Genomic DNA, 17,976 nt, shown 5'->3' with positions numbered 1-17,976 from the left:
ACCTGGTTGCCCGGCGGCAGGCCGCCGGGTGGATATTATTAGCCCTGAGCCTGCGGGGCAATCTGACGGAGCTTCTTCATTAAGGCCATTTCACTGCGCGAAAACGGGATACCGTTCTCCTCAAACACATCGTGGAACCAGAGACGGCAGTAGTCCGTGGACTCTTTCATCACTACCGGCCACGGCAGCCACGTCTGCGTTTTGCCGCGCACCAGTCCCCACTGATACGGAGCGATCTTCGCCGCGTACATCAGCGGGAGTTGCTCTTCGATGGTGCTGCCCACGTGGCGGGCCAGCCATTCGGTGCAGAAGATTGGTCGCCCAAGCGCCTGCAGCTGCTGGATAATCGCGGTCATACGCCCGGTGTTGGTGTAGGCGTGGAAACTCACCACGTCTGATAACGCCAGCGCGGTCTGATCCAGCGGATGCTGATAAAACGTCTCGCCCTCCTCCTCCGCCGGCAGACGCCAGGCGCAGACGGTAAGCGGCTGAGTCGGATCCTCTTCACGCGCCCAGCGGAACGCCAGTTTCATCAGCTCATGCGCGCAGGTCTCCAGCTTCGCGTCATACTGCACCTCTTGCGTACCGGTTGCGAAAATGCCGCGGTTGCCCGGCTCGTTATACAGATCCCACAGCAGCACGCGGCTGTCGTCGCGGAACTGGCGGACAACGTCGCGGATATAGCGCTCAATATGCGGCCAGCAGTCGGGATCGCAGACCTTGTCGCGTCCCGGGCTCGCGGCCGCCTGGCTGTTGTGCTTACCCGGCACCGGCGGTTTTTGCGGCCCCAGATAGGGCTCATCACCGGAGAAACCGCAGTCGTCCATCAGAGTCAGCATGGTGCTGAATCCGCGACTGTCGGCGAGGGTCAGAAACTTGTCGATACGCGCTATCAGGCCGTCGCGGTCGTCTTCCCAGACAATAAACGGCAGGTTGATACGCAGGGTGTTGTAGCCCGCCTCCGCCGCCCAGCCCAGTTCGCGATCGATGGTCTCGGCATCGAAAGTCTCTTGCTGCCAGATATCGGTCCAGTTCACTGCCGTTGACGGCAGGTAGTTGAACCCGCACAGCCACCCCTTCTGCTGATACCACGCCTGCGCCTGCGCTTTACTCCACTGCTCTTTCATTACGCGTCCTCTTACTGATAATATTTAGCTAATAAATATTAGTTGCGGGATAAATGCGCAAATCACCACGCGAAGAAAAGCGACAGCCTTCACAAAGTTCACGCTTCGGTGAATGAGAAACGTGATCGACAGCGCGTAAGCGAGCAGTTAGGGTATGATGCGGTGACGCGAGAGGGAGAGGACGAATGAAGCGAAAGACTAAAGTCACGATGAATGATATTGCGCGAACGGCGGGCGTGTCTCAGGCGACGGTATCGCTGGTGCTCAACCAGTCGCGCAACATCAAGCTCAGCGACGACACCCGCCAGCGGGTCATCAGCGTGGCGACCGAACTCGGCTACGACCGCCTGCCCGCCATTCATGCGCCGCGCAACCAGGAAGAAATCGCCCTGCTGGTGAGCTCCCTGCAAAGCTTTGATCCGTTTATCGACGCCATCAGCCAGGCGCGGGAAGCCGCGTGGCGCAACGAAGCGCTGCTGACCGTTTACGACTATGGCGATGACGTGGAGCTGGCGCTGAACATTATCCGCCAGCTGGAGAAGCGCAACTGCGTGGGGATTATTCTCGCCTCCCCCGTGACCACCCTTGTCGACATGACTGCTTTTCAGGACTGCAGCCGCATTCCGCTGGTGCTGCTCAACCAGCGCGACCCCGGCTCGCCGCTGCTGCCGTCGTTTATTCCGGACGACTACGCCAACGCCTTCCAGGTAACAAAACACCTTATCGCCTGCGGCGCAAAGCGTATCGCCCACATCACCGGGGAGAGCTGGATGGAAGCCTCCCGCCAGCGTCTGGCCGGCTACCAGGCCGCGCTGCAGCAAGCCGATTTAGCGTGTGACGACAGCCTGGTGCGCCAGACCAACTGGCAGTTCAGCGAGTCTTTTACCGCCACCACCTCTCTGCTGGCGCTGGATGAACGCCCGGACGCCATCTTCTGCGCCAGCGACTGGCTGGCGATCGGTTGCTATCAGGCGCTGGCGGTAAACGGCATTGGCATCCCCCAGGATATGCTGCTGGCGGGTTATGATGACCAGAAAATCTCCGAGCAGCTCACCCCGCCGCTGACCAGTATCCAGCTGCCATACAGCGAGCTGGGACGCCTGGCGGTGGAGTACCTGTGCAACCAGGAAGATGCCGCCACGCACGTGATGCTGGCGGGCAGGCTCAAGGTGCGGACATCGAGCCTCGTCTGAGGTGAAGACCCTTCTGGCGCAAGGCTCGCCGCCGGCGTGGCGCGTAACTTACGGCTATTGACTATCCGAGCGCGCAGAACCGCATCGATCGGCAACGATGTCCTGAAGATCTGTGCGCGAGGCGGCTACGCTTTTCACGCGACCATGATAGACCGCCGAATTAACGTGTCCGGTATCGCCAGCGCCATTAACGCCGGCGAGATGTCTCTTCCAGGCTGGAAGGCGAACGGTCGCTTGCATCGTCCCCAGGGGTTGGGGAAATGGTTGCGATGATCTGTCTGTTCGACCGAAAGCGTATTTCGTAACCTTATCTGCCCTGCATTGCTAAACACCCGCGGCACCACTCATCAGCAGGTTTTAAGCTTATTCATGGCTAATAATCAAGCGGTCCCACAAAAATCCGTTACGTGCGTAACGATAAGACCGATAATTGCACTTCCCTGTCTTTTTTTAAAAGATCAGATGCTCAGAAAATATCGGGTGTTTTTTAATTCCTCATGTAATTATATTCGCTGCAAGGAGATGCAATGCGCTATACCCATTTTTTAATGGTTCCTGAAATCGGCGCGAACCGCCTCAACCAGACGCTGAAAAAAGACGCACAGACCATGCCTTTTTATGTCGTTTTCGATAACAGAGAAAACCGACAGCATTATGGCTATATCTCTTGTCAACAGGCAAAAGTCAGGGGAATATTTAGTCAGTAAGTTTGATTAAAAACCATTCCTCCTCATGCTGTCTTGATTAAGAAGAGGAATATTAATTTATTAAAAAATCAGTACCCTGCAGCTTTATTGGCGGCTTTTATACGCTTATTCATGGCGTCTTTTTCTTGTTTGTCATGGGCCTGCATTATCCCGCCCGCAGCATCCACCCAATCATTTGCGGTACATCCTGATAATCCCACGCTCAGCATAAACGCAAAAACATACTTCATATTCGCCCATCCCCTGATTATTGTAGAAATAACGTCCATGTAATACACAAAGTATTCGACGCTGACGTCGTTACTTTAACAAGAAAAAGGCATTATGAACAAGACGAGAATTTCCAATCCGCTACGCTATAACGGCCAGAAATGAATTCTGACGTTATTCATTTAATATACAGAAGAGAAAATAGAACTTAACACACTTCATTTTAAAGGGTGAACTTGACTGTTTTTTAGCGTGGCGTCGCCTGGATGCGGGATGTTGCCAGAAGGCCGCGTCGGGGCATTGGACATCCCCCCGTTCCCCCTGCGATGGTTGACAGAAGAAAGCAAGAAGCCCTTTGCTTTCTCTCTCTTCTCAGACGGATTTAATCAGTTGGTCGGCAGCAGCTAAAAAATGAATGGCCCGAATGACAAGAGCACTTAGATTTCAAGTGCAGCACGGATTATGGTTTCCATTTTCTCCGGCGTGACGAACGGTGCAAAACGCCTGAGCGGTTTACCGTCGCGTCCAATCAGAAATTTAGTGAAGTTCCACTTGATCCGCCCGCCCAGTACGCCGGGCAGTTCATCTTTCAGGAAACGAAACACCGGGTGCGCTGCGGCCCCGTTCACCTCTACTTTCTCGAACATCGGGAAGCTCACACCGTAGTTGATGTGACAAGTCCGGGCGATTTCGTCGGCACCGCCGGGCTCCTGCTTACCGAACTGATTGCAGGGGAAACCAAGCACCACCAGCCCCTGGGCGGCGTACTTTTTGTACAGCGCTTCAAGGCCGGCGTATTGCGGCGTGAAGCCACAGTGGCTGGCAGTATTCACCACCAGAACCAGTTTGCCGGCGTAGTCGGCCATAGAGATGTGCTGGCCACGCAGACTGTTGGCCGTCAGTTCATAAAAGGCGGTCATGTCGGAATCCTCAGAGCAGAACCCGTTCGACACCGACATGGCTACGCAGCGTGTTGCTGCACGGGAATATCGCGTGGAGAGCGGCAAGTTGTTCCTGCTGATGATAACCCGGTAGGTCCTGAATCGCGACGTCAAGTTTTAGTAAGAGCAATGCCGGCGGTGGTGGCCTGAATCCGAACGCGGATCCCGGCATCGTTCCTTGGCTGCCTGTTCACACAATTAAATCGTGCGAACAGGACCAGAAGGACACCCAACAGGCGACCGGTGCCCCGTTCCCCATTGATGAACTCTGCATGATGTTAATCGTGTCCGTTTTTGCTACGAAACCCACCATAGAGCTACCATCGGACGACGATGAGCGAAAAGCTGACCTTGAGTCATCCTTTCCCAGGCCGGCGTTTTATGTTTTCCTTAGCCTAAGCAACGGAACAAGGAAAACACCGTGAAAATCTACTGGACCCTAAAAAGTATTACCGAACTAAAAGACTTATCTTTTCGGGAGCGCGGAAGACGGTGGCGGAATGCCTATAAATCGGCCTTCCGGCACTGGCAGACCTGGGGCGGCCTCGTCCTCTGCGGGGCCTTCAGCGGCGCGGGAGCGCACTTTGGCGGCCTGGCCGGCACCGTAATATTTGCTGGGCTGGGTGGCTTTATTTACGGCCAGATCGTGACACACGTTGTCCTGAAACATTATCGGCACCGACTGCAGGACGAAGCCAACAGATCTTTCAGGCCTGAAAAGCGTTCAGGCTCATCAGGCTGCAAGTGATTAGATCGTTTTTTCGCAGCTAACATTTCTAATGATTGAATCTTAAGGTGCTCCCTCCTGCTCACCCTGGCCAAAACCCCCACTACGTTTCCCCGCGATACAGTAAAGGCCCTGCATTTAAGATACCACCCAAAAACAGTAATGATAACTATTTGCATCAGTATGCTATGTTGTATGCGCTTAAAACAAGAGCGGGCTCTCATGGCGGAAGATAAGACTCATCGCGTGGGAAAATCCTGTGGCTGCGCTGAGATGCAGCATCAATACAATTTATGGAGAGAAGATGAGAAGAATTTCAGTCTGGTCAGTGCTGTTGGCTTCAGCTATTGCGATGTCAACCGCCATAGCGGCATACGCCGATAGCCAATGGACAGCCGCCACCACGACCTTTCCTGGTAGCATCCGTGCCGGGTCACGGGAAATTCCCGTCAAGCCCGGAGATAAAACGGTTATAGCCATTAAGAGCCTGCAGGCGGGCACGACCGTCACCATTCTCAATGGTGCTGAAGTCCTGACACCGAAACCACTGACCGCCGACGAGAAGGGAAACCTCACTATTCCGTTGACCGTTCCGGCCGATGCCGCAACAGGCCTTCATCCACTCACTGTTATTACGCAAAACCCGGCGAGCGTTTCGCAGGTCATGTTGAAATTGTCCCAGATTGTCCCGCCAAAAAACACGGAGGCTTTCAGGCTGCAAACAACGTCCGTCGGTGAGCGGGCTTACCAGGCGGCAGTGTCGGCTGACGGAAAGCTGTTCGTGACCTCTGCCCGCGGCCCGAAGGATGGTAGCCGCCTACTGAGACTGAATGCCAGAACCCTGGCTGTCGAAGCGGAGGCAACACTGCCTGAAGACAAAAAGGGTGAGCAGATTGGTGTCTTCGGTGTCGGTGTTGATAATGCCCATAATCAGGTCTGGACGACGAACACCCTTGCCGAGACGGTGACCGTCTATGACGCAAAAACGCTTGCCGTCGCCAAAGTCTTTCCGGAGGGTTCGGTCGCACATCCACGCGATGTGGTTATTGATGAAGCCAACAATCGGGCCTATGTCAGCGCGGCGCTGACCGGTTTTGTCGAAGTGTATGACACCAAAACGCTGGAGCACATCGGTCAGCTGGAGTTTGTGGTGGAGCGTGGCAAAAACCTGTTTAACAGTACCGATCTTACCCTCGATAGCGCTGGCGGCAAGCTCTACGGCGTCAGCCGCGATACGCCATGGGTAGGCTGGATTGATCTCAAAACCGGCAAGAGTACGACGGTGAAAGTACCTCAGGCGCAGGGCGCAACCGACATCGCTCGCGATCCGCAGACCGGCCGTCTGTATGTCGCGTCCCAGGAGACGAACAATGTCGTGGTTCTTGATGAGGACGGTAAGGTACTTGCGGATACCTATATTGGTGCCGGGGGAGTATCTGTCGTCTGGGATCCGGTGACCTCGCAGGTTTTCGCCGCCGCGCGTGCAGGCGGAACCGTAGCAGTGCTGAACAAGGACGGTAAACTGGTCGCTAATATCCCGGTGGATGATACGCCAAACAACCTGACCGCCGGGCCTGATGGCGCAGTTTATCTGGTGTCTATGTATGGCTCGACCGGAGATAAAGTTCAGACCGGCTCAGTGACGAAAATCACCGCCAAAAAATGACGCCATGAGTCCGCCGGGTTAGTCGCAGGCAGGTCAGCCTGGCATTATTATTAACCCCCAGTCACCTGTGGGCCGGGGGTATGTTTTAGCGTATCCGATCGATATTCACATCTTTTTACTCGAGGCTGATTGACGTCCATCGCGATCAAGCAACACAAATCTCGTTCTGGTGTTCACTGTCTCACCTGGACGAAGCGGTATGTCTGCCCAGAGGCCCACAAAAAACGGCTTCCGCGGTTGCGGCACCTTACCTTCCGGCTGCAAGCAGATCAGAATAAAACGCTATACGTCAGGAGCTCGAGGGAAAATTTCAAGGTAACTACTATTCGTATAAAAAGGAACAATCAGAAACAGCATACCGGCACCTCCTTGCTGATACTGTACGGCTAAATCTCCATTATGAGTGATGAAGAGTCGGTGCTCCCACCACTGGCATCCGGCGCTCATATCTGGGGTACAGTTTTTGACCTTTCTAATTAATTCACCATCCTTTGTCAGATATAGAGATTTCGCGTTTGAGTCTGATGGTTTTTCTTCTGAGCCATCGAGAAGGACAAATGTTCTTTCATCCAGAGTTCTGTTTTGCGAATCAATCGATTTGATATGCATTGTTTTGGAATCATAATCGAGTTTTAACTCTACAGTTGAAGTCTTGTCACCTTTAACGTAAAAAAACTCAGTCAAATCGCCTGCGCCCCAGTATTTCTCCTCACTTGATTTAACGGGTTTAGCCATGAACCGATAAAGGCTATGTGAATGAATATCCTGTCGGTTAGAATACTCCGCTTTATATTGTGCCATCTGCGGCGAATGGACAACACACCCGCTCAGTGCCAGCACAATGAATAAAACAGACGGTCCGCGTATTGACAATTCCCTATGTTAAATAACCCAAGCCAGCATTAATTTATACTATATCTCTAAGCGGCTGACTAACAGGGATTATCGACCGCTGTTCAGCGGTCAGCTATATAGCCTGATCCGGCCACGGAAACCCTCTCAACGAAGAAAAGTGAAAAAGCCAGACCTCACTCCAGCCTGTTTTTGCCAGTGACCTCTCTTTCTACCTGTTTTCGCGTTGCAGCGGGCGTTCCGCTGTTTCTGTCCATGCATGCAGAATGGCTGCCGATACACCTTCATGAGTTTACAGTAGTTAACCGGCAGCTTTGAGCGAGAAGCGGACCGTCATCTATCACGGTGAATACGCGAGACTCAATCATCCACCGTCAGATTAAGGCGCTAACGGACGAAACCCGATCATTGTGTTGTTGGTTGCGTTTTTTCCAGAATCAGCAACAGCAGGCAGATGGCTCCCGCCGCTGCGAGGTTGTAAAGCATTCCAGCCACAAAGGCAGAAGCATACTGTCCGGCTGGTGACAAAGAGGTCGTCTCTGCAAGAGCGCCATTAAACAGAATGCCCACGACAGCAACGCCCAGAGCAGCGCCGACTTGCTGTACTGTTGATACCACTCCGGAAGCCATGCCGGAGTCTACTTCGTCAACGAAACCCAGCACCAGGTTCAGCAGTGGCGTCATAATGTAACCCTGTCCGGCACCGATCATAACAAGCGCCGGGAGCAAGTACACCGGCTTCAGTTCAGCGCCTGACAGCCAAACCTGAGCAACTAATACCGTGATGAATAGCGCATAGATCAGGGCGCCCCAAAAAAGGGTCCGGGTTCCCCATCTGGAAAGCACTCGTGGCGCCGCCAGTGACGCAAGCACAAACCCTACGCTACAGGGCGCAAACAGGCTTCCCGCCATGAAGGGATCCAACCCCATCCCCGTCTGTACCAGTAAAGCAAAGCAGAGGAAAAATGAACTTGATGTCGAATAAACCAGTAATACCAGCAACGTGCCCAGCGCAAAATGGCGCTTCGCCATCAGGCGCATATCCACCAGCGGCCATTTACCACTCATTCGGCGGCGTACCTGTTGTCGACAAAAGAGCGCGAGTACAATCAGCGCGATACCCGGTGACCATAGACTCCACGCGGGCCAGCCTTGCACCGGCCCTTCTATCAATGGAACCAACAACAGCGTCAACCCGGAGCTGATCAGTACCACGCCGATCCAGTCCAGCTGTGGTCTTTGCGGGGCGGCGGATTCGGGAATCGATCGTGCGGCGAGAATAGCGAGAACGCCAACCGGCACATTGATAAGAAACAGAGTGCGCCAGCTCAGGCCGAACAGGTCTACATGTACCAGCCAACCGCCCAGCACCTGACCGGCAATCGCGGCCAACCCCAGAGTCATCCCCAACAGGCCAAAAGCTTTGCGCCTGTCATTACCCGCAAAGTTAACCCGGATGGAGGCATACACCTGCGGGAACAACAATGCCGCCGCCAGCCCCTGTAACACCCGGGCGCTGATAAGATAACCGGTATCAGGCGCCAGGCCACAAAATGCCGACGCCAGCGTAAAGCCAGCCATACCGATGATGAAGAGGCGACGGCGGCCAAACCGATCCCCCAGCCGCCCGCCGGTAATCAACAAAACGCCAAACGCGAGTTCATATCCGGCGACAATAAGACCAATCTCGGCGAAATTTGCCCCCAGCCCGGCCTGAATACTGGGAATGGCCACATTAACGACAAACAGATCAAAGATGGTGACGAATCCCGCGAGGAGCAACACGGTCAAACCAGCCCACGGAGGCGTTTCACGTTCGCGCGGCATCGAAAAACAGAGGGGTGAACTCATCATGTATATCCAGGGTAAGGAGAATATGCGACGATTCTCTCTTGCTCTTTAAACCATTACAATTTAACACTTTATACTATTACTTTAAGTAACGAGATAAGCGATGCGCACACTGAATCGAACGCGTTCCGATCTGGCAGCCTTCCTGCGGGCACAGCGGGAACGTCTGTCACCTGCCGACGTCGGGTTGCCCAGCGGAACCCGGCGCCGGACGCCAGGCCTCCGGCGTGAAGAAGTCGCGGCGCTTGCCGGAGTCGGCCTCACCTGGTACACGTGGCTTGAACAGGGCCGGGATATTGGGGTGTCGTCCACCTTTCTGGATAATCTGTCGCGGGTACTGAAACTGGATGCCGCTGAACGTCGACACCTCTTTATGCTCGCACATCAGCGTCCTCCTGCCGACCCCGGAAAAACCTGGTGCGTACTCCCTCCCCTTGTGCGGCGGCTGATGCACGATCTGCCGCATCCTGCTTTTGTGCTCAATCTGCGCTGGGATGTCCTGGGCTTTAATATGTTAGCCGATAAGCTGTTTAATTTTGCCCGTCATGTACCGGAGCGACGTAACCTGCTCTGGCTACTGTTCACCGATTCCGCGCTACGGGCGCGTGTGGTTGACTGGGATGAACAGGCTCCGCTGATGTTGTCTGACTTTCGCCGTGACTTCACTCGCGCCAGCCAGAGCAGCGATATTCCTGAACTGGTCAATGAGCTGGAACAGGTTTCACCCGAGTTCAAAACCTGGTGGCGACAACATCAGGTTCACGCGCCTTGTAATGGCATCCGCCGTTTGCTGATAGAGGAACAGCCCGTGCCTTTCGAATTCACGTCGCTGACCGTGGATGAAGACAGGCATCTGAGGCTGGTGGTGTATGCGCGCCAAAAAGAGGAACCAGCGCTTGCTGATTAGCATTCAGCGTGGGGCCAGTGGCTTTCGCCCGCTGGCTTAAACACGGCTGAATCTACCGCAGCTGCTCACGTAACTACGTTCCGATCCCATCTGGCGATCTTCAGATACCTTCGGGACCAGGGGCTTTCCGCGGGAGGCAACTTGTTTTTCTCACTACTTCGTTCTTTTATTCATCTTGATCCAATACAACTTGAGCGTGCCCGGGAACACCTTCGTCACCCTCTCCGGTGTGATGAGCGGTGGATGGACAAATCAAAGTAACGATACCTCTGTTTTTTCCGGATGCGTAAGCACGCAAGATAGCGTTGGAGAAAATGGGGGCGATAGAAAGCGGGAAGCAAACCCTGGCGCGCCTCGCAGGCTATGTAATCAAAACCTAATCAAAGAGAAAATCATGAGAAAAATAGTTTCGTTTGTCCATGTGTCGCTAGATGGTTTTGTCGCTTCTACCGCAGAGGGCCCGGCGGGTCTGGCCTGGATAAGCATAAGCCCCGACCTGTTTGAATACGTAGAGCAGCGAATTCAGCAAACCGACACCGCCTTATATGGGCGCACCACCTACCAGATGATGGAATCGTACTGGCCAACGGCTGCCGACAAGCCTGACGCCAGCCCACATGACCATGCGCATTCGCGTTGGTATAAATCTGCCCACAAAGTGGTGTTGTCGAAAACCCTTCTGGAGAAAAATCACCCTAATACGCAAATTATCAGTCGCAATTTAAGCGGCGAAATCAGCAAGCTCAAGCAGAGCGCGGGTAGCGAAATCTTAATGTTTGGTAGTCCCTCAGCTACTCACTCGCTAATGGCGGAAAACCTTATTGATGAGTATTGGCTATTCGTCAATCCGATTCTGCTGGGGCAAGGCATTCCCTTGTTCCAAAATATAAAACACAGAACTTCACTCATGCTGGTGAAGAGTCACGTTTTCCCGTCGGGCGTAGTGTGTCTGCAATACGAGGTGAAACGAAATTAATAATGCCAGGTTCCGATAGTTCAGCAACAGGAATAAAACTCCGGGCGGCTGCATTTCTGCAAAAGTGTAGCCAATCGATGTTTTGCGCTATGTGTCTACCCTGATTGACAATAGCGCCTAAGGGGTCGCAACATCCGCTCCTGGCACGCAGCGGACTTTACTTGCATAGATATTAGGGAGGCGCAATGTTGTCATTGCGCTGTGGCCTGATGAAAATCGTGCGCTCTCGATGATGGCCTGCCGATGTAAACAAGTCTTTCATTTTCATCATCTCCAACGATAATCCACTCTAACCCCAGGCCCACACTATGCGGGCAGGATTAGCTGCAAATCCGGATAGCGTTCCAGCCACCGTTTTGCCACGACACGCTGCCAGAAAACATCCCGCTTATCGCTCTCAAAGAATGGCGTTGCCCGAAGACGTCGTTCAAACAGATCGTCGAGCCCATAAGGCGCAATGATCTCAATAAGGGTGGAACGGCCTATTCTGACCGCGACGGCCGTCGCCGTCTCAGGCCAGTAGCGAAGAGCATTCGCTGTCGAGCAATAGGGTTCATTATCATTACGTTGATGCATCCTGGCTTGATTCTTCACCGACCAGTTAAAGACCGGTGATTGCCGGCTGAGCGTCTCTTCCAGAGCGCTATCAACAACTGAACTGCAGTTTTTCGGGTCGAACCAGACAACATCCACATCACCCGAGACTGGCCTTTGCCCGTATCCGTGCAGATGATCCCAGACCGCATCTCTGACCAAGCCGGCACCAATCCAGCCATCGCTGAGTTCCAGCGCCTGAACGGCATACAGCGCCTTCATTCTTATCGGGTCGTTTAACAACAGGTCCTGCAATACGCCCTGATATTTCATCATTTCCCTGAAAACAGTGATTAAGGTTGCTATCTGCCTGATAATAGCATCAATGTCCAGGGGGGCGCCGCTGCTGGCGCCCCCCTGCTATTACCTCGCGGCTAATCCTCGTACGAGGCGTGATGGAAATCAATTTCCCACTGCAGCACATCCCCGTACAGCGCCGACAGCGCCTGCTTTTCGTTATCACTCAGCGCCATGGCGCAGCGATCGAGTTCGTTCTTCAGCCAGAGAGCCTGCTGATAAAAGTCGTCTTCGGCGTGCATTACCACCCAGCGCCTGACGTCAGCATCGCTCTGACGATGCTCGCTCGCCCCCCGGCACCAGGAGTAGTACATCCATTCCGCCCCGAACATCATGGTAATGATCTGTTCATAGTTGCCCGACCGGGCTGTCCGCAGCATGCCGTCGCGAAAGCGCTGCACGGCTGGCAAATCGTGCGGATAATCCGCGGGATTAATCCGCCGGTCAGACAAGACCTGTTCAAACCACGCAATCTGCGTGTCTACCAGCGCGTTCAGTACGCCGATGAGCCAGCGCTGCTGCTGAATATCCGGCGCCTTGCTGACCCCGAGGGCGAAAATCGCGATTGCCGTGGCGACAAAGTTGCCCTCAAACACCAGATAGCGGTTGAATACGGTTGTCGGCAGACGATCCTGTTCAATATCAACCACAAAACGGTGCCTCTGCATCGTCTGCCAGACCTGCTGATGTTCGCGCAGCAGGCGATCGCTAAATGCTTCCATTATGCCTCCTCCAGCGCGGCCTGGGCGACGGACATAAAATGCTTAACCCGGGCCAGCTCTACGTCGTTCCACCAGACGCCATCAACCTTCATGGTGCTGGCCACAATGACTCCCTGAGTCCGTCCGAGGATCTGGCTGACATTGGCTGGTGTCACCCCCGAGCCCACTAATAACGGTAGCTCTGTCGCCGCGCGAATCTCATCAATTTCCGCCATCGTGGCGCTATCGCCGGTGCGCTGACCCGTGGCAATCACCGCGTCGGCCTCGAAAAAGTCCACATCGCGAGTCAGCTCCTGAATCGAACGATCGGCAACGATAGCATGGCTGCCGTGCTTAACGTGGCTATCGGCAAAAACGCGGATATGTTCAGCGCGCAGCATGCTGCGATAGCGCAACGCCCTGGCCGCCGCCCCTTCAATAAACCCTTCGTTGGCGATATAAGCATTGGCCCACTGATTGACGCGAATGAAATCGGCGCCCCCCGCCAGAGCGATAGCCATCGCCGGAATCGCAGCGTTTGCCAGGACATTAATTCCCAGCGGTACGCCAAAACGCTCGCGTACTTTCTCGGTAATGACCGCCATCAGCGCCGAGGTTTCATGACCGATATCTTCAGGTTTAGAAAAAGGGATATCGCCATGATTTTCAACAATCAAGCCATGAACGCCTCCAGAAATATAATTTTCAGCATCCCGAAGCGCACGCTCGACAATATCACCCACTGATTTCCCTCGATATTTAGGCGTGCCGGGAAAAGGATCGCAATGAATAACACCTATAACAACTTTACCACGTGAAAAAATAGCTTGTATTGCATTCGTTTTTTCTGCTGAGATAGCAACCATCTTATCCATCCTGTTAAGGGAACACTATGCGTGTTTACGTTATCGGCAATATTACCGTAGATGAAACCTGGTCTGTTTCGGATATACCAAAAAAAGGCACTTCAATTCATGGCGTTAAAGTTTCGCAGGATATCGGCGGTAAAGGCGCGAATCAGGCGATTATATTATCCCGCAGTGGAATAGAAACGCGCTTAATTGCTGCCACAGGAAATGACAGCAATGGAATCTGGATTCGCCAGCGGATACAAAATGAAGCATTAACGTTGCTACCCGACTGCCATTTTAACCAACATAGCGATACCTCGATTATTTTAAATAGCGCTGATGGCGATAATGCCATCATTACCACTACCGCCGCCGCCGATACATTCCATCTTGATGATATTATTCCACACATGGCCGATGCCGCCGCGGGCGATATTTTGCTACAACAGGGCAATTTCTCCCTGGAGAAAACGCGGGCGCTATTCCAGTATGCCAGAACCCGCGGTATGACAACGGTATTCAACCCCTCACCGGTCAATCCTGACTTTTGTCATCTGTGGCCGCTTATCGACATCGCAGTGGTCAACGAATCAGAGGCTGAATTGCTCCAGCCATACGGCGTAAAAACCTTAGTGATTACCCAGGGGGCAGCAGGCGCCTGGCTGATCCGTGATGGCCAGCGTCAGTTTTGCCCCGCCGCCCCCGCCGAGGCGCTTGATACCACCGGCGCGGGCGATACGTTCCTCGCTGTGATGCTGGCATCCGCGCTACTGCGCGACGTCGAACCAGATCGCCTGGCGCTTGCCCATGCCAGCCGTGCTGCCGCGATTACCGTTAGCCGCCGGGGCACGCTCAGCGCGTTTCCCGATGCTCAGGAACTCGCCGCCCTGTTAGCCACGGGCGGCGCGCACTGACCTACTTAAACAGCGAGCGGTAGCTATCAACGTTCGCTTTGGTCACCACCGTTGCCGGAACCAGAATGGTTTTCGGCACGGTTTTTCCCGACGTAATGCTGTTCAGCGCCTTGAGGGCTTCGGCCCCCATCTTTTCCGGATCCTGTTGCAGTACGGCGGTGACGTATCCGCCGTCAATACCCGAAATCGCCTTCGCCGTCAGATCCCAGCCAAAGACTTTAATATCTTTCTGACGCCCCTGGTTCTCCACCGCGGCAATGGCGCCCAGCAGCGCAGGTTCGCCGGTAGCATAGATAGCCGTCAGATCGGGGTTGCCGGTAATCAGGTTTTCCGCCGCGGTCATCGCTTTATCCTGCACGTTCTGCCCGTCGACGACGTTGGCGATGGTAATTTTCGGGTTGCTTTTCAGCGTCTCTTCGAAGCCCTTCTGCCGCTGGTTCTGAATCGCCGAGTTCAGGGCGCCGACGATCCCCAGCCGCGCCTGGCCGCCCATCTCTTTCTGCACGTAGTCAACGAAGTATTGGCCAATAATTCTGCCGCCTTCGATATTATCCACGCCCACCTGAGCCGCCTGAGGCCCGGCCGGTAATACGGCATCAATAGCAATCACAGGAATGTTAGCAGCGGCGGCTTCTTTTACCGCGGGCATAATTCCGTTAACGTCGATAGCGGCAACCAAAATGCCCTTAACACCTTGCTGAATATAGTTTTCAATCGCGTCATTTTGCGCGACGGGATTGTCGTTAGAGTTAAAAATAACTAAATCCTTACCGCTGGCTTTTGCTGCATCCTGCGCGCCTTTATTCATCAAATTAAAAAACAGAGCCTGCTGATTGATCTGTACCAGCGCATAAGTGGGAGCGGCGGCACTGGCGGTAGAAATAAAGCTCACTGATGCCAGCATCGTCGTTGCTATAGCAATAAAACGCAGTTTTCCGGTGTTAAATAACATCATCAGTATCCTCGTCGGGAATAGTTGATAGCCAGCAGAGTTCCGCGTCGCATGCGAACGCAGAAGGATTATTTTTTGGCGGGCAAATATCGTCTATATGGCCAGAACGATCGTCGAACGTTCGGCTGGACCTGCTTAATTTCATTCCGGCAACCGGTCCGTGTCGGTGCGCGACTGGAATGAGTTAAACGGGTTTGGGAATGACTTCCCGGATGATGCGGTAAACTGCCTATACAATTCTCCGCCATTTAAAATTTGTCAAGCATTTATTTAAGGATATTGTTAACAGAGATATTGCTGTATCCACCGCGCTTAACTATGTTACAGATAGCCGACTCTGGCAGAAATGGCGCAGGAAATGAGTATAAAACGCGTATTATTATCCGACGTGGCAAAGCTGGCGGGCCTGTCGAAGGCTACCCTGTCGCGCTATATGAACAACAGTATTGTGCTGCCGCAGGAAACCATCGACCGCATCGAAACGGCAATACGCGAACTGGACTATCGCGGTAATAGCCTCGCACGCCGTCTGAGTAAAGGCGGAAGCGAAACCCTTGGCCTGGTGCTGCCCGACATCACCAACCCCTTCTTTGCCGAACTGGCCGATGCCGCCGAAGAGGCCGCCTCTGCCAACGGCTACAGCCTGGTACTGTGCATCACTCGTAATAACCCGGAAAAAGAGTGTCAGTTTATACGCTGGCTGGATACCTGCCAGGTCGATGGTCTGCTGTTCACCACCAACCGCCCCGATAACGGCCTGCTGCGCAAAGAGGTTCAGCGCCACGAACGCATTGTGCTGCTGGATGAGGACATTCCCGGCAGTAAGGTTCCTAAAGTCTTTGCCGATAACGTCCAGGGCGGGCGGATTGCGACCGAAAAACTGATCGCCGCCGGGCATCGCCATATCGCTTTCGTCGGCGGTCCGGACAAGCTGATGAGCGTCCGCGAACGCTATCAGGGCTTTTGCACCGCCATGAAGCAGGCCGGTCTGAGCTGGCCCCCCGAATGGGTTATGTACGGCGACTACCAGCGCGAGTTCGGCCAACAGGCGCTGCAGTATTTGTTTAGTCAGCCGGTTCGCCCTACTGCCGTCTTCGCCGCCAGCGACTATCTGGTGCTTGGCCTGCTCGATGGGCTGCGCGCCGGCGGACTGCAGGCGCCGGAGGCGCTGTCGTTAGTCGGCTTCGATGACGCCAGCTATGCCGATTTCACCCAGCCGCGTATTTCAACTATCCGCCAGCCCGCCCGGGAGCTGGGCCGCACTGCGGTGAACGTCATGATGCGCTTGCTCAACGACGACAAAGATATCCCGGCAGAAACCCGCCTGCCGGTGGAATGGATTGGCCGCGACTCGATCAAGATTTGTTAAGCGCGTCCCAAAATGGCGCAAAAGCGCCCAGTTTTGGCGCAAAAAACGTTCAACCTGCCATCTCTTCACTATAATCAGTAAACCGGTTTACCGGAATGTAATCAAGAAACACTATCTATTACATAAGGTTAAGTCACAGGGCTGCGGTGTTGTTCCTGCCCTGGCACGGATGCTGCAATGTTCTTACTGGCGAACAAATATCTTACATAGCGTTTGACCAGACTGTGTTGGCGAGTGCTCCACTCCGCAGGTAAACCGGTTTACTAGAATGTAAACCGTGTCGGATGGGGTATCTCCCGCAGGCTGGCGAACATTTTCCCGGCAATAGCGATGGGAGTTATCAGATGCAGCAGCCACAAACTACCCCGCCAAGGGTGGAGATGATCAATATCACCAAGACCTACGGGTCGATACGTTCGTTGCGCGGAGTCAACCTGGAGCTGGCTCCGGGCGAGGTGCTGGGATTAGTGGGCGATAACGGCGCGGGGAAATCAACCCTGACCAAAGTACTATCTGGCGCGGTGATCCCCTCCAGCGGCACTATTCGTATCGACGGTGAACAGCACCAGTTTGCTAATCCGGCCGATTCGCGTCGCTGCCATATCGAGATGGTGTATCAGGATCTGTCGCTATGCGACACGGTCGACGTCGCGGGCAATCTGTTTATGGGTCGCGAGCCGATGAAATCGCTCCTCGGCATCCCCTTTCTCGACGAAGCCAGAATGCACGCTGATGCCCGGGAGATGCTAAAAGGGCTGGGAATTTCCATTCCTGATACTCGCCTGTTGGTGCGAAATCTTTCCGGCGGCCAGCGCCAGGCCATTGCCATCGCCCGCGCGGCGGCTTTTGATCCGAAGGTGCTGATCATGGACGAGCCAACCGCCGCGCTGGCCGTCGCGGAAGTTGAAGCGGTTCTGGAGCTAATTCGTCGCGTTTCCGCTCGCGGCGTGAGCGTTATTCTGATTACCCACCGCCTGCAGGACCTGTTCCTGGTCTGTGACCGGATCATGGTGATGTATGAAGGTACCAACGTCGCCGACCGGCGGGTGGCCGACACCAGCCTGAGCGATATCGTTAACCTGATTGTGGGCGAGAAATTCACCGCCCGCTCTGCGGCTGCACATTGAGGTAACAGGATGAG

19 protein-coding genes are annotated in these 17,976 nt (G+C 54.2%); 10 read left to right on the top strand and 9 right to left on the bottom strand.

Features of this window, described 5'->3' with window-relative positions; translation table 11 throughout:
• Positions 1–38 precede the first annotated feature (38 nt).
• Positions 39–1,127 carry a cellulase family glycosylhydrolase gene (locus OQV00_RS12765; RefSeq protein WP_015584289.1) on the bottom strand — a complete coding sequence of 363 codons (1,089 nt, stop codon included), beginning with the start codon at positions 1,125–1,127 and terminating at the stop codon, positions 39–41.
• Positions 1,128–1,312: 185 nt separating this feature from the next.
• Between OQV00_RS12765 and OQV00_RS12760 the strand changes: the two genes are divergently transcribed.
• The 3 genes from OQV00_RS12760 (at position 1,313) to OQV00_RS12750 (ending at position 3,027) form a co-directional block, all read left to right on the top strand.
• The gene (locus tag OQV00_RS12760) at positions 1,313–2,320 is read left to right on the top strand and encodes a LacI family DNA-binding transcriptional regulator (protein WP_015584288.1); all 1,008 of its coding nucleotides are present in this window, start codon (positions 1,313–1,315) and stop codon (positions 2,318–2,320) included.
• A gap of 36 nt (positions 2,321–2,356) precedes the next feature.
• Positions 2,357–2,593 carry a hypothetical protein gene (locus tag OQV00_RS12755; RefSeq protein WP_142631541.1) on the top strand — a complete coding sequence of 79 codons (237 nt, stop codon included), beginning with the start codon at positions 2,357–2,359 and terminating at the stop codon, positions 2,591–2,593.
• A gap of 254 nt (positions 2,594–2,847) precedes the next feature.
• The gene (locus OQV00_RS12750) at positions 2,848–3,027 is read left to right on the top strand and encodes a hypothetical protein (protein WP_099843554.1); all 180 of its coding nucleotides are present in this window, start codon (positions 2,848–2,850) and stop codon (positions 3,025–3,027) included.
• A gap of 68 nt (positions 3,028–3,095) precedes the next feature.
• On the opposite strand, the gene OQV00_RS12745 is transcribed toward OQV00_RS12750, so the two are convergent.
• Positions 3,096–3,257 carry a hypothetical protein gene (locus OQV00_RS12745; RefSeq protein WP_004862211.1) on the bottom strand — a complete coding sequence of 54 codons (162 nt, stop codon included), beginning with the start codon at positions 3,255–3,257 and terminating at the stop codon, positions 3,096–3,098.
• Positions 3,258–3,674: 417 nt separating this feature from the next.
• Positions 3,675–4,157 carry a glutathione peroxidase gene (locus tag OQV00_RS12740; RefSeq protein WP_180862635.1) on the bottom strand — a complete coding sequence of 161 codons (483 nt, stop codon included), beginning with the start codon at positions 4,155–4,157 and terminating at the stop codon, positions 3,675–3,677.
• Between the two features lie 442 nt (positions 4,158–4,599).
• On the opposite strand from OQV00_RS12740, the gene OQV00_RS12735 reads away from it, so the two are divergent.
• Both OQV00_RS12735 and OQV00_RS12730 read left to right on the top strand, forming a co-directional pair.
• Positions 4,600–4,926: a hypothetical protein gene (locus OQV00_RS12735; protein ID WP_015584285.1), complete on the top strand. Its 327-nt coding sequence runs from the start codon at positions 4,600–4,602 to the stop codon at positions 4,924–4,926.
• A gap of 283 nt (positions 4,927–5,209) precedes the next feature.
• Complete coding sequence (locus OQV00_RS12730; RefSeq protein WP_044023524.1) at positions 5,210–6,571, top strand: YncE family protein; 1,362 nt, start codon at positions 5,210–5,212, stop codon at positions 6,569–6,571.
• A gap of 282 nt (positions 6,572–6,853) precedes the next feature.
• Here the strand turns inward: OQV00_RS12730 and OQV00_RS12725 are convergent, their stop codons facing one another.
• Positions 6,854–7,306 (bottom strand): hypothetical protein, encoded by a 453-nt coding sequence (locus OQV00_RS12725; RefSeq protein WP_266280543.1) that lies wholly within the window; start codon positions 7,304–7,306, stop codon positions 6,854–6,856.
• Positions 7,307–7,828: 522 nt separating this feature from the next.
• A complete protein-coding gene (locus tag OQV00_RS12720; RefSeq protein WP_266280541.1) occupies positions 7,829–9,277 on the bottom strand; it encodes an MFS transporter in 1,449 nt (482 codons plus the stop codon).
• Between the two features lie 100 nt (positions 9,278–9,377).
• On the opposite strand from OQV00_RS12720, the gene OQV00_RS12715 reads away from it, so the two are divergent.
• Positions 9,378–10,181: a helix-turn-helix transcriptional regulator gene (locus OQV00_RS12715; RefSeq protein WP_004862226.1), complete on the top strand. Its 804-nt coding sequence runs from the start codon at positions 9,378–9,380 to the stop codon at positions 10,179–10,181.
• Positions 10,182–10,575: 394 nt separating this feature from the next.
• Positions 10,576–11,157 (top strand): dihydrofolate reductase family protein, encoded by a 582-nt coding sequence (locus OQV00_RS12710; protein ID WP_032717483.1) that lies wholly within the window; start codon positions 10,576–10,578, stop codon positions 11,155–11,157.
• Positions 11,158–11,463: 306 nt separating this feature from the next.
• Here OQV00_RS12710 and OQV00_RS12705 read toward each other — a convergent pair whose 3' ends face one another.
• The 3 genes from OQV00_RS12705 to OQV00_RS12695 form a co-directional block, all read right to left on the bottom strand.
• The gene (locus tag OQV00_RS12705; RefSeq protein ID WP_266280666.1) at positions 11,464–12,024 is read right to left on the bottom strand and encodes a nucleotidyltransferase family protein; all 561 of its coding nucleotides are present in this window, start codon (positions 12,022–12,024) and stop codon (positions 11,464–11,466) included.
• 101 nt (positions 12,025–12,125) lie between these two features.
• Complete coding sequence (locus OQV00_RS12700; protein WP_266280538.1) at positions 12,126–12,770, bottom strand: TenA family protein; 645 nt, start codon at positions 12,768–12,770, stop codon at positions 12,126–12,128.
• Entirely contained in the window at positions 12,770–13,615 is an 846-nt protein-coding gene (locus OQV00_RS12695; protein ID WP_004862236.1) for a BtpA/SgcQ family protein, read from the bottom strand. The genes OQV00_RS12700 and OQV00_RS12695 overlap by 1 nt, the downstream gene beginning before the upstream one ends.
• Before the next feature lie 26 nt (positions 13,616–13,641).
• Here OQV00_RS12695 and OQV00_RS12690 point away from each other — a divergent pair, with 26 nt between their 5' ends.
• The gene (locus OQV00_RS12690) at positions 13,642–14,514 is read left to right on the top strand and encodes a PfkB family carbohydrate kinase (protein ID WP_032717485.1); all 873 of its coding nucleotides are present in this window, start codon (positions 13,642–13,644) and stop codon (positions 14,512–14,514) included.
• A gap of 1 nt (position 14,515) precedes the next feature.
• Here the strand turns inward: OQV00_RS12690 and OQV00_RS12685 are convergent, their stop codons facing one another.
• Complete coding sequence (locus OQV00_RS12685) at positions 14,516–15,469, bottom strand: ABC transporter substrate-binding protein (protein WP_004862240.1); 954 nt, start codon at positions 15,467–15,469, stop codon at positions 14,516–14,518.
• 343 nt (positions 15,470–15,812) lie between these two features.
• On the opposite strand from OQV00_RS12685, the gene OQV00_RS12680 reads away from it, so the two are divergent.
• A complete protein-coding gene (locus OQV00_RS12680) occupies positions 15,813–16,835 on the top strand; it encodes a LacI family DNA-binding transcriptional regulator (RefSeq protein ID WP_266280534.1) in 1,023 nt (340 codons plus the stop codon).
• Between the two features lie 380 nt (positions 16,836–17,215).
• Entirely contained in the window at positions 17,216–17,962 is a 747-nt protein-coding gene (locus OQV00_RS12675; protein ID WP_160873108.1) for an ATP-binding cassette domain-containing protein, read from the top strand.
• Positions 17,963–17,976: the final 14 nt, after the last annotated feature.

Source organism: Klebsiella sp. DY2415, assembly GCF_026314315.1.
Taxonomy (GTDB): domain Bacteria; phylum Pseudomonadota; class Gammaproteobacteria; order Enterobacterales; family Enterobacteriaceae; genus Klebsiella; species Klebsiella ornithinolytica.
Note: the sequence above shows the minus strand (reverse complement) of the source record. Positions and strands in the feature narration are given on the sequence as shown.

What these genes read in the sequence shown, in the direction of transcription:
- OQV00_RS12765 (WP_015584289.1), bottom strand. Translation starts at nt 1,127, where the DNA reads ATGAAAGAGCAGTGGAGTAAAGCGCAGGCGCAGGCGTGGTATCAGCAG.
- OQV00_RS12760 (WP_015584288.1), top strand. Translation starts at nt 1,313, where the DNA reads ATGAAGCGAAAGACTAAAGTCACGATGAATGATATTGCGCGAACGGCG.
- OQV00_RS12750 (WP_099843554.1), top strand. Translation starts at nt 2,848, where the DNA reads ATGCGCTATACCCATTTTTTAATGGTTCCTGAAATCGGCGCGAACCGC.
- OQV00_RS12745 (WP_004862211.1), bottom strand. Translation starts at nt 3,257, where the DNA reads ATGAAGTATGTTTTTGCGTTTATGCTGAGCGTGGGATTATCAGGATGT.
- OQV00_RS12740 (WP_180862635.1), bottom strand. Translation starts at nt 4,157, where the DNA reads ATGACCGCCTTTTATGAACTGACGGCCAACAGTCTGCGTGGCCAGCAC.
- OQV00_RS12730 (WP_044023524.1), top strand. Translation starts at nt 5,210, where the DNA reads ATGAGAAGAATTTCAGTCTGGTCAGTGCTGTTGGCTTCAGCTATTGCG.
- OQV00_RS12725 (WP_266280543.1), bottom strand. Translation starts at nt 7,306, where the DNA reads ATGGCTAAACCCGTTAAATCAAGTGAGGAGAAATACTGGGGCGCAGGC.
- OQV00_RS12720 (WP_266280541.1), bottom strand. Translation starts at nt 9,277, where the DNA reads ATGATGAGTTCACCCCTCTGTTTTTCGATGCCGCGCGAACGTGAAACG.
- OQV00_RS12715 (WP_004862226.1), top strand. Translation starts at nt 9,378, where the DNA reads ATGCGCACACTGAATCGAACGCGTTCCGATCTGGCAGCCTTCCTGCGG.
- OQV00_RS12710 (WP_032717483.1), top strand. Translation starts at nt 10,576, where the DNA reads ATGAGAAAAATAGTTTCGTTTGTCCATGTGTCGCTAGATGGTTTTGTC.
- OQV00_RS12705 (WP_266280666.1), bottom strand. Translation starts at nt 12,024, where the DNA reads ATGAAATATCAGGGCGTATTGCAGGACCTGTTGTTAAACGACCCGATA.
- OQV00_RS12700 (WP_266280538.1), bottom strand. Translation starts at nt 12,770, where the DNA reads ATGGAAGCATTTAGCGATCGCCTGCTGCGCGAACATCAGCAGGTCTGG.
- OQV00_RS12695 (WP_004862236.1), bottom strand. Translation starts at nt 13,615, where the DNA reads ATGGTTGCTATCTCAGCAGAAAAAACGAATGCAATACAAGCTATTTTT.
- OQV00_RS12690 (WP_032717485.1), top strand. Translation starts at nt 13,642, where the DNA reads ATGCGTGTTTACGTTATCGGCAATATTACCGTAGATGAAACCTGGTCT.
- OQV00_RS12685 (WP_004862240.1), bottom strand. Translation starts at nt 15,469, where the DNA reads ATGATGTTATTTAACACCGGAAAACTGCGTTTTATTGCTATAGCAACG.
- OQV00_RS12680 (WP_266280534.1), top strand. Translation starts at nt 15,813, where the DNA reads ATGGCGCAGGAAATGAGTATAAAACGCGTATTATTATCCGACGTGGCA.
- OQV00_RS12675 (WP_160873108.1), top strand. Translation starts at nt 17,216, where the DNA reads ATGATCAATATCACCAAGACCTACGGGTCGATACGTTCGTTGCGCGGA.